General features: G+C 72.4%; 13 protein-coding genes. 4 read left to right on the plus strand and 9 right to left on the minus strand.

Going from position 1 to position 13,684, the window contains the following annotated elements; translation table 11 throughout:
• Positions 1–25 precede the first annotated feature (25 nt).
• Positions 26–1,612: a hypothetical protein gene (locus ACIBEA_RS08860; RefSeq protein WP_399259156.1), complete on the minus strand. Its 1,587-nt coding sequence runs from the start codon at positions 1,610–1,612 to the stop codon at positions 26–28.
• 259 nt (positions 1,613–1,871) lie between these two features.
• Here ACIBEA_RS08860 and ACIBEA_RS08865 point away from each other — a divergent pair, with 259 nt between their 5' ends.
• Both ACIBEA_RS08865 and ACIBEA_RS08870 read left to right on the plus strand, forming a co-directional pair.
• Entirely contained in the window at positions 1,872–3,716 is a 1,845-nt protein-coding gene (locus tag ACIBEA_RS08865; RefSeq protein ID WP_399259525.1) for an endonuclease/exonuclease/phosphatase family protein, read from the plus strand.
• A 293-nt stretch (positions 3,717–4,009) separates the two neighbouring features.
• Positions 4,010–4,264 carry a hypothetical protein gene (locus ACIBEA_RS08870; RefSeq protein WP_399259157.1) on the plus strand — a complete coding sequence of 85 codons (255 nt, stop codon included), beginning with the start codon at positions 4,010–4,012 and terminating at the stop codon, positions 4,262–4,264.
• Positions 4,265–4,362: 98 nt separating this feature from the next.
• On the opposite strand, the gene dapD is transcribed toward ACIBEA_RS08870, so the two are convergent.
• Positions 4,363–5,343 (minus strand): 2,3,4,5-tetrahydropyridine-2,6-dicarboxylate N-succinyltransferase, encoded by a 981-nt coding sequence (dapD, locus tag ACIBEA_RS08875; RefSeq protein WP_399259158.1) that lies wholly within the window; start codon positions 5,341–5,343, stop codon positions 4,363–4,365.
• A gap of 43 nt (positions 5,344–5,386) precedes the next feature.
• Positions 5,387–6,631, minus strand: coding sequence for an MFS transporter (locus ACIBEA_RS08880; protein WP_399259159.1), 1,245 nt, complete (start codon positions 6,629–6,631; stop codon positions 5,387–5,389).
• Positions 6,632–6,720: 89 nt separating this feature from the next.
• Here ACIBEA_RS08880 and ACIBEA_RS08885 point away from each other — a divergent pair, with 89 nt between their 5' ends.
• Positions 6,721–7,596, plus strand: a complete 876-nt coding sequence (locus tag ACIBEA_RS08885; RefSeq protein WP_399259160.1) for a winged helix-turn-helix transcriptional regulator — start codon at positions 6,721–6,723, stop codon at positions 7,594–7,596.
• Between the two features lie 37 nt (positions 7,597–7,633).
• Here ACIBEA_RS08885 and ACIBEA_RS08890 read toward each other — a convergent pair whose 3' ends face one another.
• Positions 7,634–8,188, minus strand: coding sequence for a TetR/AcrR family transcriptional regulator (locus tag ACIBEA_RS08890; RefSeq protein ID WP_399259161.1), 555 nt, complete (start codon positions 8,186–8,188; stop codon positions 7,634–7,636).
• Positions 8,188–8,508: a DMT family transporter gene (locus ACIBEA_RS08895; RefSeq protein WP_399259162.1), complete on the minus strand. Its 321-nt coding sequence runs from the start codon at positions 8,506–8,508 to the stop codon at positions 8,188–8,190. The genes ACIBEA_RS08890 and ACIBEA_RS08895 overlap by 1 nt, the downstream gene beginning before the upstream one ends.
• 315 nt (positions 8,509–8,823) lie before the next feature.
• Between ACIBEA_RS08895 and ACIBEA_RS08900 the strand changes: the two genes are divergently transcribed.
• Positions 8,824–9,723, plus strand: coding sequence for a GNAT family N-acetyltransferase (locus tag ACIBEA_RS08900; protein WP_399259163.1), 900 nt, complete (start codon positions 8,824–8,826; stop codon positions 9,721–9,723).
• 75 nt (positions 9,724–9,798) lie between these two features.
• On the opposite strand, the gene ACIBEA_RS08905 is transcribed toward ACIBEA_RS08900, so the two are convergent.
• From ACIBEA_RS08905 to sufU, 4 genes are all read right to left on the minus strand, one after another.
• Positions 9,799–11,127, minus strand: coding sequence for a hypothetical protein (locus ACIBEA_RS08905; RefSeq protein WP_399259526.1), 1,329 nt, complete (start codon positions 11,125–11,127; stop codon positions 9,799–9,801).
• A 74-nt stretch (positions 11,128–11,201) separates the two neighbouring features.
• Positions 11,202–12,623 (minus strand): hypothetical protein, encoded by a 1,422-nt coding sequence (locus ACIBEA_RS08910; protein WP_399259164.1) that lies wholly within the window; start codon positions 12,621–12,623, stop codon positions 11,202–11,204.
• Between the two features lie 248 nt (positions 12,624–12,871).
• On the minus strand, positions 12,872–13,216 hold the full coding sequence (locus tag ACIBEA_RS08915) for a metal-sulfur cluster assembly factor (protein WP_053681645.1): 345 nt from the start codon (positions 13,214–13,216) through the stop codon (positions 12,872–12,874).
• On the minus strand, positions 13,213–13,674 hold the full coding sequence (sufU, locus tag ACIBEA_RS08920; RefSeq protein WP_053681643.1) for a Fe-S cluster assembly sulfur transfer protein SufU: 462 nt from the start codon (positions 13,672–13,674) through the stop codon (positions 13,213–13,215). Before sufU ends, ACIBEA_RS08915 begins: the two co-directional genes overlap by 4 nt.
• Between the last annotated feature and the right edge of the window lie 10 nt (positions 13,675–13,684).

The following is a 13,684-nucleotide window of genomic DNA, read 5'->3' on the forward strand; positions in this document are numbered from 1 at the left end:
CCGACTCCCGACCAGGAACGGCGCGTTACGCCCCGGAAGGCTGCCGCGAACGCGCCTTGAAGGCGGCCTTGCGGGCCTCCTTCGCCGACTTGCGATCCGGATGGAGCCGCCCCATCGCCTCCAGCACCTGCGCCGTGTACGGGTGCTCCACCCGCCACGCCGCGTCGAAGAAGCCGGTGTGATGTGCCGTCAGATTAGCCATCAATGACGGGAGTTCGTCGGATTCGACGCCTTCGGCGAGCTGCGCCGCGATCGTGTCGACGGTCAGCCAGAAGACCATGGCTTCGGAAGGGGCGGGGACGTCGGTCGCGCCGCGCTCGGCGAGCCAGACCCGGGCGAGCCCGCCGAGCTCGGCGTCGTCCAGGACCGCCCTGATCACCGGTTCGGCGACCGGTCCGGCGGGGGCGAGGGCCTGCTGGCAGCGCAGCCGCCGCAGCGGCCCGCCCGGGTCGCCGCCGCGCGCGGCGGCGAGCAGTTCACCGACGGCCTCGGGCAGTTCGTGGCCCTCGATCCACTGCTCGATCTCGGCCTGCGCGGCGCCCTCGGGGTAGCCGGAGACGGCGTCGAGCAGCGCGTCCGCGCCCTTGTCGGCCAGGTCGCCGATGGCGGGCGCCTCGACCCCGGCCTCCCGCATGCGGGCGCGGATCCCGTACAGGCCGAGCGGGGTCAGCCGGACCATGCCGTAGCGGGAGACGTCCTCGTCGTCGAGCTCGTCGGACGCGGGGAGCAGGTCCTCGTCGTCCGCTTCGGCCATCAGCTCCTCGTCGACCGGGCGGAAGTCGACCAGCCCGATCGGCTCCAGCTGCCGGAACTGGTCGTCCAGGCGCATCATCGCGTCCGAGACCTGCTCCAACACCTCGTTCGTGGGCTCGACCATGCCGTCGGGCACGACCATCGAAGCGGCCAGGACGGGCAGCGGCACGGGCGTGTCGGTGGCGCCGCCCTCCGCGACGGTCAGCAGGTACAGGTTGGCGAGCACCCCGTCGAGGAAGTCGGCCTCGCGCTGCGGGTTCCAGTCGAGCCGGGTGAAGTCGATCTCGCCGCCGGAGTCGAGGGCGTCGACGAGGTCGTCGAGGTCGGGCACGGCCGCGTCCGCGAGCACCGCGTCGAGCGCGGCGAGCCACAGGTCCAGTACGTCGCCGGGCGCGCCGCCGGTCACCAGGGCCAGGTCCTCGCCCGGCCCGGCGACCCCGAAGACGCCGTCGTCGTCGGCCAGATCCGCGGCGTCCGGCTCGGCGCGCTCTCCGGTGAGGCCCTCGCCCCGCTCCTCGGCGCGGGCCTCACCACGATCGTCGGCCGGGCCCTCGCCGCCCCCCTCGGCCAGGTCTTCGATGTCCGTCACCTCGACGAGGCCGGTGTCCACCGCCACCCGCCAGGCCTCGCTCGCGTACGCCGCCCCGTCCTCGTCACCCTCGAAGCCGAGCAGCCGCACCGCCTCGGGCAGCCGGTCGGCGAGGAGTTCGCCGCCGGAGCCGACGGGGGTGCCGGGGGCGGTCCAGCGGGCCAGGCGGACGGCGCGGGCGAACAGCGGTGCGGCGAGGGCGTCGCGCGCCAGTTCGGCCTCGGAGTGCAGCCGGACCGGCGGCAACGTGGGGTGCGCCTCAGCGGACATGGGGTGGTTCTCCTCGCGTGAACTGTGTGAGAGCGCTCACCAGCGTAGACGCATCGGGGCCGCTCTCCGGGGGTCATCGCCTTTGGTTCATCCCACAGTCGGCTGCCGTATTCCCTGGAGGCCTTGACAACGTCGCTGGCCAGGAACGAAATTGACGCGCGTAGATATGTTCGTAGACATGTTCGGCGCCCCGTCCGGGACCCCGGACGGATCGTGCGACCGCTCCGCTCCACCCACCCACACACCGGAGTTCCTGCCCATGCGCTCCTCGCATCCCCGTTCTGCCGCCGTCGCGGCCCTCGTGGCCACCGCTCTGGCCACCGGTCTGCTCGCCGGGTCCGCCGATGCCGCCGAAGGCGGCGCGAGCGCCGACGCGGTCCGCATCCACGACGTCCAGGGCACCACCCGCATATCGCCGCTCAACGGCAAGGCGGTCGCCGATGTCACCGGAATCGTGACGGGCGTCCGCACCTACGGCTCGCGCGGATTCTGGATCCAGGACCCCGACGCGGACGACAACGACGCGACGAGCGAGGGCGTCTTCGTCTTCACCAGCTCCGCGCCGACCGTCGCCGTCGGCGACGCGGTGAAGGTCTCGGGCACGGTCGGCGAGTACATCCCCGGCGGCGTGTCCTCCGGCAACCAGTCGGTCACCCAGATCGCCAAGCCGGTCGTGACCGTGCTCTCCTCCGGCAACGCGCTCCCCGCCGCCGTCTCGATCAACGAGTACTCGGTCCCGGCCGAGTACGCCCCGGCGGGCGACCCGGCCGCGGCGGGCAGCGTCAACGCGCTGACCCTGGACCCCTCGCGCTACGCCCTGGACTACTACGAGTCGCTGGAGGGCATGAACGTCAAGATCGGCACCTCCCGCGTGGTCGGCGCGACCGACCCGTACTCGGAGCTGTGGGTCACCGTGAAGGGCTGGGAGAACACCCTCAAGCGCGGCGGCACGCTCTACGGTTCGTACGAGTCCCAGAACACGGGCCGGCTCCAGGTCCAGCAGCTCGCCCCCGTCGCCACCCAGCCCTTCCCCGTGGCGAACGTCGGCGACAAGCTGACCGGGACCACCGAAGGCCCGCTGGACTTCAACCAGTTCGGCGGCTACACCCTGGTGGCCCGCACCCTCGGCACGGTCAAGGCGGGCACCCTCGCCCCCGAGAAGACCAAGGCCCAGGCGGCGGGCGAGCTCGCGGTGGCGACGTACAACGTCGAGAACCTCGACCCGAGCGACCCGCAGACGAAGTTCGACAACCTGGCGAAGGCCGTCGTCGAGAACCTCGCCTCCCCCGACATCCTCGCCCTGGAGGAGATCCAGGACGACAACGGCGCCAAGAACGACGGCACGGTCTCCGCCGAGCAGACGCTGACGAAGTTCACCACGGCCATCGCCGCCGCGGGCGGCCCGGCGTACCAGTGGCGCACGATCAACCCGGAGAACAACAAGGACGGCGGCGAGCCCGGCGGCAACATCCGCCAGGTCTTCCTCTTCAACCCGCTGCGCGTCTCCTTCACCGACCGCGCCCCGGGTGACGCGGTCACCGCGACCGCCGTGACCGCGGGCGACAAGGGCCAGGCGGCCCTGACCCACTCCCCCGGCCGGATCGACCCGTCGAACGCGGCGTGGGCGGACAGCCGCAAGCCGCTGGCGGGCGAGTTCGTCTTCCAGGGCAAGACGGTCTTCGTGATCGCCAACCACTTCTCCTCGAAGGGCGGCGACGAGGGCCTGACCTCGGTGCACCAGCCCCCCGTGCGCTCCTCGGAGGCCAAGCGGCTGCTCCAGGCGCAGGCCGTGAACGGCTTCGTCAAGAGCCTGCTGGCCACGCAGAAGGACGCGAAGGTCCTCGCGGTCGGCGACATCAACGACTTCGACTTCTCAGGGACCACGGCCGGGCTGACCGACGGCGGGGCGCTGTACCCGGCGATCCAGTCGCTGCCGAAGGCGGAGCGCTACTCGTACGTCTACCAGGGCAACGCCCAGGTGCTGGACCAGATCCTGACCAGCCCGGCGGTCAAGGGCTTCACGTACGACAGCGTGCACATCAACGCCGAGTTCTCGGCGCAGAACAGCGACCACGACCCGCAGGTGCTGCGCTTCCGCCCGTGACCCGCGCCGCACGACCCGGGTCCCACGACCCGCGTCGCGTGACCCGCGTCAGCTGACGCACACCCCGTGATCCGCAGGGGGCCCGGCCGCCGTCCCGGCCGGGCCCCCTGTTGCGTGCTCGGGCGCCGGGGGGGCTCTGCGGGCCCGGAGAGCCGGTCGAAACGGGCCCTCCACCCCACAGGTCGGGACTTTCGGCCCTGGCGTGATACTGGCCACACCCCTACTCAATCCGCGATTTGTCGTGTTGAGTATCCCCACGCCCGATCTTGTACCCCGCACTCTTGGAGGACCGCGTGTTCCCCTCCATCTCCCTCGCGCAGGAAATCGGCATCGCCGTCCTGCTCGTGGCCGCCTTCGTCTGGATCCTCGGCCTCGGCCACATGATGTTCGACAGCCGGTTCCACCACCCGGAACCAGGCGCCTTCGAGGGGCTCGCGGTGATCCCGGCCCAGCGCGATTGCAGTGCCCACCCCCTGGAACGCGTCGAGCTGACCGAGGCGGAGCAGCAGGCCTTCGCGGGCCTGGTCCGCACGATCCCGCTGCACTGACCCGCACCGAAACGCGCAGACGTCGAAAGCGGCCCCCGGAAGGACTTCCGGGGGCCGCTTTCGGCTGCGCGGGGCCGCGGACCGGCCGCGGACCGGCGTCAGTTGTGGCTGTGCAGGACCTCGTTGAGGCCGCCCCAGACCGCGTTGTTCGGGCGGGCCTCGACGGCGCCGGTGACCGAGTTGCGGCGGAAGAGGATGTTGCTGGCGCCCGAGAGCTCCAGCGCCTTGACGATCTGGCCGTCCGGGAGGGTCACGCGGGTGCCCGCGGTCACGTACAGACCGGCCTCGACGATGCACTCGTCGCCCAGCGCGATGCCGACGCCCGCCTCGGCGCCGACCAGGGTGCGCTCGCCGATCGAGATGATCTGCTTGCCGCCGCCGGACAGGGTGCCCATCGTGGACGCGCCGCCGCCGATGTCGGAGCCGTCGCCGACCACGACGCCCGCGGAGATGCGGCCCTCGACCATGGAGGTGCCGAGGGTGCCGGCGTTGAAGTTGACGAAGCCCTCGTGCATGACGGTGGTGCCCTCGGCGAGGTGAGCGCCGAGGCGGACGCGGTCGGCGTCGGCGATGCGCACGCCCTTGGGGGCGACGTAGTCCGTCATCCGCGGGAACTTGTCGATCGAGGTGACCTGGAGGTGCAGGCCCTCGGCGCGCGCGTTCAGCCGTACGGTCTCGACCTGGTCGACGGCGACCGGGCCGAGCGAGGTCCAGGCGACGTTGGTCAGCAGGCCGAAGACGCCGTCCAGGTTCTGGCCGTGCGGCTTGACGAGGCGGTGGCTGAGCAGGTGCAGGCGCAGGTACGCGTCGTGCGCGTCCAGCGGCTTGTCCTCCAGGGAGGAGATCACGGTGCGGACCGCTACGACCTCGACGCCGCGGACCGCGTCCCGGCGGATCGCCTTGGGCGCGGTGGCGCCCAGCAGCTCCACGGCCTGTTCGGCGGTGAGGCGCTCGGTGCCGGCCGGGCCGGGCTCGGCGACCAGCTGGGGGGCGGGGAACCAGGTGTCGAGGACGGTGCCGTCGGCGGTGAGGGTGGCAAGGCCGGCGGCGACGGCGCCGGTGGTACGCGTAGCAGTCATGCCCGAAACCTAACCGGCGACGGCCCGCCGGAGCGAACCGGTCTCATGTGCCGGTCGCGGCGCGCGCCTCAGGTACCGGGGCGGCGCGCACGGCCCCGGCGCGCCGACCCGGCCGGTCGCCCTGCGCGGACGCGTACAGGACGGCCGCCCCCGCCCCGCCCGCGAGCAGGGCGCAGAGCGGCCACAGCAGGCCGGGCGCGGCGTCGTACAACGCCCCGCCCAGCGGCGGGCCGAGCACCACGCCGCTCACCGAGACGCCGGCGTACAGGCTCTGGAAGCGGCCGACGGCGTGTTCGGGGGCCCGATCCGCGACGTACGCGGTGGCGGTGGTCTTGTACAGGATCTCGCCGACGCTCAGCAGCAGCATCATGGCGACCGCGCCGGCCACGCCCGCGCCCAGCATCAGCATCGCGTACCCCGCCCCCACCAGGAGCAGTCCGGCGCCGATGACGCGCAGCGGCGGGTGGGCGCGCAGGGCGACGGCGGCGGGCATCTCCAACAGCAGGACGACGGCGCCGTTGAGGGCGACGGCGAAGCCGAAGACGCGGGCGTCGAAGCCGTGGTCGGCGAGGAAGACGGGGAAGGCGGAGTACTGCTGCCGATAGACGAGGTCGACGACCAGGATCGCGCCGAGCAGCAGGAGCACGCCGGGCCGCGCGCGCAGCTGCGACCAGAGGCCGCCGCGGCCCGGACCCCCGTCCCGGGCCGCGGCGGAGCGGGGGGCGCCGCGGGCCGGCACGGCCCGGGCGGTCCACAGGGCGAAGAAGAGGGTCCCGAGGCCGTCGGCGACGAAGAGCCAGTCGTACGAGATCCCGGTGGCCACCAGGGCGCCGAGCGGCGGGCCGATGGCGAAGCCGCCGTTGGAGGCACTGCGCACCACGGCGTACGCCAGGCGGCGGGAGCCTTCGGGGACGGTGACCGCGACCAGCGCGGAGTTGGCGGCGCGGACCACCCCGGAGGCGTACTGGGCCAGCGGCAGGGCGCCGAACAGCAGCGGGGTGGGCAGCAGCGGAAAGGCCATCAGGACGAGCCCGCCGAGGGCGGAGGCGGCCAGCAGCACCCGGCGGTGGCCGAAGCGGTCGCCGTACCAGCCGCCGGTGAAGTTCCCGGCGACCAGGCCGACGCCGCCGAGGCCGGTGGCCAGGCCGGCTCCGGTGACCGGGAGTCCGCGCGGGCCGGTCAGGTAGAGGAAGACGAAGACGAAGGTGAAGCTGACGACGGCGTTGACGAACACCCCCGCCGCCAGGAGCCACACCGCGCGCGGCACGTCCTTGAATCCCCGCAGCATGTCCGCCCCCGGATCTCATCGAGTTAGTTCCTTTTGGGAACGGACTATGTCAGCATGACAGCCTCGGGTCAACGGACGAAGGAGTTCCCATGGCCCAGCGCACCCAACTCGGCGACGCCGACTGCGCCATCGCCCAGGCCCTCGACGTCGTGGGCGACTGGTGGACGCTGCTGATCGTGCGCGACGCCGCGCGCGGCGTCGCCCGCTTCGACGCGTTCCAGCGGGAGCTCGGCATGTCCCGCAAGGTGCTGACCGAGCGACTGCGGCTGCTCGTCGAAGCGGACGTGCTGACGCGCGAGCCGTACCAGGAACGTCCGGTGCGGCACGAGTACCGGCTCACCCCGCGCGGGCGGGCGCTGCTGCCGGTGCTGGTGGCCCTCCAGGACTGGGGGGACGCCTGGATCCTGGGAGAGGGAGAGATGACGGCGACCACCGAAGAGGCTTCGCGGGAGGCGGCCCGGGTGCACGCGCTGAAGGGCACGCGGGTGCCGGAGCTGCTGCTGCCGGACGCCGCCGGGGAGCTGCGCGACCCGGTCGCGGACAGCCCGTACACCGTCTTGTACTGCTTCCCGGGGGCCTACGCCCGCGCCGCGTCCTACCCGCCCGGCTGGGCCGGGATCCCGGGGGCGAAGGGCTGCACGCTGGAGTCGTGCACCTACCGCGACCAGCTGGCGCAGTTCACGGCGGCGGGGGCGACGGTGCACGGGGTCTCGACCCAGCGACCGGACGAGCAGCGGGAGTTCGCCGAGGCCGAGGGGCTGCGCTTCCCCCTGCTGTCGGACGCGGGGCTCTCCCTGGTGGCGGCGCTGCGGCTGCCGACCTTCCGGGCCGCGGGGGTGAGCCGGATGAAGCGGCTGACCCTGGTGGTGGCCCGGGACCGGACGGTGGTCGAGGCGATCTACCCGATCACGGACATCGAGGCGAGCGTCTCGGCGGCACTCGCCGCGGTGCGCTCGGCTTCCTGATGGCGCGCCGGGGTGCGCGCACCGCAGCGCGCCGGGGTCAGCAGCTGGGTCGCAGGACCCGGGCGAGGACCTCGCGGGCGTACGCCTCGTCGTAGTCGGAGCCCGTCAGGAGCACCTGGAGGCCGATCCCGTCCAGGGCCGCCACCAGTGCCCGCGCCGTCACCGGATCCGTGCGCCGCGCGAGGATCCCGGCGACCGCCTCGCCCCACTGCGCGGCCACCGGCCGCAGCGCGGGGCGGCGCAGGGCGGCCAGGTAGAGCTCGTACTCCAGCTCCACCCGCCCCCGGTCCGCGGCCAGGGCCTCCCCCAGCACCCGGGCCAGCGCGCCCGCCAGGTCGCCCGTCGGATCGGCCAGGGCGGGGCTGTCGGCGAGGGCCCGCGCGAAGCCCTCGTTGGCCTGGCGCAGGGCCGCGACCAGGAGCTCGTCCAGGGTCTTGAAGTGGTAGGTCGTCGAGCCGAGCGGTACGTCCGCCGCCGCGGCCGCGCTGCGGTGCGTCAGCCCGGCGATCCCCTGGTCACCCACGACCCGGATCGCCGCGTCGATGATCCGCTGCCGCCGCTCGGGGTCGTAGCGGCGCGCGCCCGCCGCCATCAGTGCGCACCGCCCACGTTCAGCAGGACCACCCCGCCGATGACCAGCGCGATCCCGGCGATCTTCGCCGCCGTCGCCGGTTCGCCCATGAAGACCATGCCGATCGCGGCGATGGCGGCGGTGCCGACCCCGGCCCATATCGCGTACGCCGTCCCGACCGACATGCTCTTCAGCGTCTGCGCCAGCAGGGTGAAGGCGATGACGTAGCCGAGCAGGGTCCCGAGCGAGGGCCACAGCCGGGTGAAGCCGTCGCTGTACTTCATGGCGGTGGTCCCGGCCACCTCGGCGGCGATGGCGGCGGCGAGCAGTACGTAGGGCATGTGTACGAGGGTACACATCGTTGCGTACGTCCGTACACAGTGAGCTCAGCGAGCTCGGTCGGCGGTGTGGCCGCGAAGCATCGACAGATCGACGGGTCGGCGGATCGGCGGATCGGCGGATCGGCGGCCGGGCGAAAACCCGTGGACGGACCCGCGCAAGATCACATACCGTGTGGATCCACGCCTTGAGACCGACGGAAGGAGGCGAGTGCCGTGCAGTTCACACCCATCCAGCGCTCCCTCTTCCCCCGTCCCGGCGTGGTTCGTCCGTTCTGACCGGGAGCGCTCCGCACAGCTCTTTTCCCGGAGGAATCCATGACCGGTCCGGTCATCCGCACGCTCTCCGCGAGCGACGCCCATCTCTTCGACGCACTCCCCGACCCCCTGGGCGCCCGCGAGGCCCATCGGCGCACCCACTTCCGCCCCGACTGGAAGCGCGTCGCCCTGCGCGACGGCGAGGTCGTCGCACGCGGCGCGTGGTGGGGCGGCCCCGACGACGCGGAGCCCGTCAACATCAACTGGTTCGACGTGGCCGAGGGCGAGGAGGAGGCCGGGGCCGCGCTCCTGCGCTCCGCTCCCCGGCAGGTCGAACTGGAGATCAACCTGCCCGGCGGCTGGCGGGAGGAACCCCGCCTGCGCGCCGCCGCCGAGGCCCGCTTCGCCGCCGCGCGGGCCGCCGGGTACGCGCTCCTGGTGGAACGCTTCCTGTACCGCTGGACCCCGGAATCGGGTCTGCCCGAGCGGCCCGGACGTCTGCGCTTCCGCGCCGAACCCGACGACGCCGTGTTCTTCGACGCGTTGCGCCGCATCCACTCCGCCACCCTGGACGCCCACGCGCGACGGGCCGTCACGGAGGGCGGCTTGGACCGGGCGGCCCAGGAGGAACTCGACTTCTTCCACTGGTGCCCCTCCCCGCGGGAGTGGTGGCAGCTCGCGCACACCCCGGACGGCGAACTGGCCGGCATCCACATCCCGGCCCACAACCCCTCCGGCCCGACGATCGGCTTCATCGGGGTCCTCCCGGAACAGCGCGGGCGCGGCTACGCCTACGACCTCCTCGCGGAGTGCACCCACTTCCTGGTGGAGCGGGGCGCGGAGTTCGTCACCGGAGCCACGGACCAGGGCAACTTCCCCATGGCCGCGAACTTCACCAAGGCCGGCTTCCCGGTCGTCCGCGAACGCCTCAACTTCCACCCGGTAGGCCGAGCCGGCTAGCGGGGCACAGCGGATGAAGAGCGGCCCGGCCCCGCCCTCCTGGGCAGGTCCGGGCCGCTCGCCAACGGCCGCGTACTAGCCGACCGTGAACCACCCCGAGCGCGACTTCTTCCATTCCGCGTGCGTCAGGTCCTTGGCCTCGGTCCCGTCCCCGTACAGGTCCGCCGACCCGCAGTCGGTGATCAGCTGCACCCGGGCCCCCGGCACGCTCAGGTCCGGCACATCGACGATGGCCTCCCAGCCGCCCGCGTCGCTGGTCGGCAGGTCGGTCCGCTTCACCGGGGCATGTCCGGCCACTCCGTCCCAGGAGTAGAGGGCGTAGGGGTCGGTGTTGTCGTCGGCGGCCCAGGAGCCGGCCAGGATCAGGTACTGGTTCGCCGCGTTCTTGCGGATGTCGCGGATCGCGAGCCCGCCCAGGTCCAGCTCGATGCCCGGACCGAAGACGGCCTTGGCACCGCTCGCGAGCACCTTGTCGAAGTTGGTGACGGGCACGATCAGGGCCTTGCCGCCGGGCACGGCCGGCGCCAGCGGCGCGCGGAAACCCAGGTAGGCCGTGGTCGTGGAGCCCGGCGCGAACTCCAGACCCTCCACGTTGAATCCGTCGATCTGCTTGGGCGCCTCGCCGTCGGCGGTGCCCGCCGCGAAGCCGTAGCGGTTGCCGTTCGCCTTGTCCCACGCCACCAGGTCGTCGCGGAGCTTCTTGTACGAACGCCCGTAGGCGAGCTGCGTGGTGGACCCGGAGCCGCTCAGCGTCGTGGTGAACACCGTGTTGCGGGGGGCCTTGTACTCGCCGTCCTTGTTGTTGCCGAGCGAACCGGTCCAGTAGATGGTGTTGCCGATGCGCGTGGCGCCCTCGATGTCCACCTCCTTGCTGACCCCGAGCTGCGAGCTGAAGTCCCAGGTCCTGGCGGGCGCACCGGACGTGGAACGGTCGTACAGGCGCAGGACGTTGGATTCGTCGTCCGCGACGACGGTGTAGCCGCCACCGACGTCCACGGCGGCCGAGGAGTCCGAGGAGCCGGTGAGGTAGCGGGCGTCGGCCGGGTTCCGCACGGCCGCCGAGGCGGCGTAGGACAGGGTCTTGGTGGCGCTCTTGCCGCCCAGGCCGGTCACCTTGACGGTGAGGTTGGTGTACCCGCGGCCGCGTGCGGTGACGGCGAGCTTGCGCACCGCCCCGGCTCCGGTGACGCTCACGTCGCCGGTCCCGGCCACCGAGGACTTGCTCGACGCGGAGGCGCTCACGGTGAGCGCGGAGACGTCGGCGCCGCTCTGGGCGACGGTGACGTCGACGAGCGGGTCACCGACCCCGCCCACGGCCCCGGAGAGGTAGCCGGCGGACAGCGAGATGGTCGGCGTGCCGTAACTGGCGGCCTGGGCCGGCATGTTCATCACGCCGGCCAGCATCAGCGCGGCGATCGCCGCGGTGCCCAGCTGCTTCCGCATCGGCTTCCGCATCGGCTTCTGCGTCTTCAGTGACTTCATCGGGTACCCCCACGGACGGAATCGAGCGTGAACCATGCGGACCGGGACTTCTTCCACTCGGGGTGGCCGAGGTCCTTGGCCTCGGTGCCGTCGCCGTACAGGTCGGCGGAGCCGCTGTCGGTGATCAGCTGGACGCGGGCGCCGGGCGCCCGCAGATCGGGTACGGCGACCACGGCTTCCCAGCCGCCGGGGTCGGTGGTGGGCAGGTCGAGGCGCTTCTTCGGAGCATGCCCGGCCACTCCGTCCCAGGAGTAGAGGGCGTAGGGGTCGGTGTTGTCGTCGGCGGCCCAGGAGCCGGCCAGGATCAGGTACTGGTTCGCCGCGTTCTTGCGGATGTCGCGGATCGCGAGCCCGCCCAGATCGAGCTCGATGCCCGGACCGAAGACGGCCTTGGCACCCTTCGCCACCACCTGGTCGATGTTCGTGACGGGCACGATCAGGGCCTTGCCGCCGGGCACGGCCGGCGCCAGCGGCGCGCGGAAGCCCAGGTAGGCCGTGCTCGTGGAGCCCGGCGCGAACTCCAGACCCTCCACGTTGAAACCGTCGATCCGCTTGGGGACCTGCCCGGCGGCGGTGCCCGCGGCGAAGCCGTAGCGGTTGCCGTTCGCCGTGTCCCAGGCGATGAGGTCCTCGCGCAGCCCCTTGTAGGCGGCGGTGAAGGTGACCTCGGTGGCGGCGCCGGAACCGGTGATCTTCGTGGTGAAGACCGTGTTCCGTTCCGCCTTGTACTTGCCGTCCTTGTTGTTGCCGAGCGAACCGGTCCAGTAGACGGTGTCGCCGACCCGGGCGGCGGCCTCGATGTCGACTTCCTTCTTCACCCCGAGAGCGGCGCCGAGGTCCCAGGTCCTGACCGGCGCACCGGAGCGGGAACGGTCGTACAGTCGCAGCACGTTGGACTCGTCGTCGGCCACCAGCGCGTACCCGCCGCCCGCGTCCACCGCCGCCGAGGCGTCCGAGGAGCCGGTGAGGTAGCGCGTGCCCGCGGACCCGCCGCTCACCCGCGCGGAGGCGGCGTAACCGAGGGTGGCGGTGGCGCTCTTCCCGCCGCGGCCGGTGACCCGCACGGTCAGCTCGGTGTAGCCGCGCCCGCGCGGGTGCACGGTCAGCTCGCGCCCGCCCCGGGTCCGGTCGATGCGTACGTCGCCGGGCGCGGCGACCGCCGGGTTGCTGGAGGCGATCACCTCGACCTTGAGTGCGGCGTCCCGGAGCGGGGTGCCCGTGGCGGCGGCCTGCGCCACCCGCACGGTCACGCCCGCGTCACCGACTGCCCCGACGGCTCCCGACAGGTAGCCGGCGGAGAGCGTGATGGTCGGCGCGGCCACCTGCGCCGACGGCATGGGCGCCGGCGCCGCGAAGGCGGGCGCGGTGAGCCCCGCGACGAGCAGGGCCGCGGCCCCGGCGGCTCCCGCGGCGGCCACACGGCGTGCCGGTGAAGGGAGAGACGGCCTGACGGTCACAAGGGGTCCTCTCGACTGCGGCGCCGCCATGACATGACGGCCATCGAGAAGATTCGGCCACCGTGGCCAACTCCCGGTGCACGCGATCCGTCCGCCGGGATAACAGCGGACCCCGGAGGACAGCGGCAGCCCCCGCAACGCACGGAACCCCCCGCACTCGCGTGCGGGGGGTTCCGTGGGGAACATCTGGAATCAGACGTCGAACGGGATCAGACGTTGAAGCCGAGTGCGCGCAGCTGCTCGCGGCCGTCGTCGGTGATCTTGTCCGGGCCCCACGGCGGCATCCACACCCAGTTGATGCGCAGCTCGTTGACGATGCCCTCCGTCGCCGACTTCGCCTGGTCCTCGATCACGTCGGTCAGCGGGCAGGCCGCGGACGTCAGCGTCATGTCGAGGGTGGCGATGTTCGCGTCGTCGACGTGGATGCCGTAGATCAGGCCCAGGTTGACGACGTCGATGCCCAGCTCGGGGTCGACCACGTCGTAGAGGGCCTCGCGGACCTCTTCCTCGCTGGCCGGCTTGATCGACGCCTCGGGCGTCGCGTTCTCGGTCATGCCGTCTTCCTCTCCGCGTCGCCCAGAGCCTGGGCGGTCGCGTCCTTCCACGCCATCCAGCTCAGCAGAGCACACTTGACCCGCGCGGGAAACTTGGCGACACCGGCGAACGCGACCGCGTCCTCCAGCACCTCTTCCATGGCCTCGTCGGGCTCGATCTTGCCCTTCGACTGCATCAGCTCCAGGAAGGTCTCCTGGATCCGGCGCGCGTCGGCGAGGTCCTTGCCGACCAGCAGCTCGTTCAGCACGGACGCGCTGGCCTGGCTGATCGAGCAGCCCTGGCCCTCGTACGAGACGTCGGTGAGCGTCTCGCCGTCGTACTTCACGCGCAGCGTGATCTCGTCGCCGCACGTCGGGTTGACGTGGTGCACCTCGGCGTCGCCGTCGCGCAGGCCACGCCCGTGCGGGTGCTTGTAGTGGTCCAGGATCAGTTCCTGGTACATCGAATCCAGCTTCACTGCTGCCCCA

The organism is Streptomyces sp. NPDC051555 (assembly GCF_044454405.1).
Classification (GTDB): Bacteria; Actinomycetota; Actinomycetes; order Streptomycetales; family Streptomycetaceae; genus Streptomyces.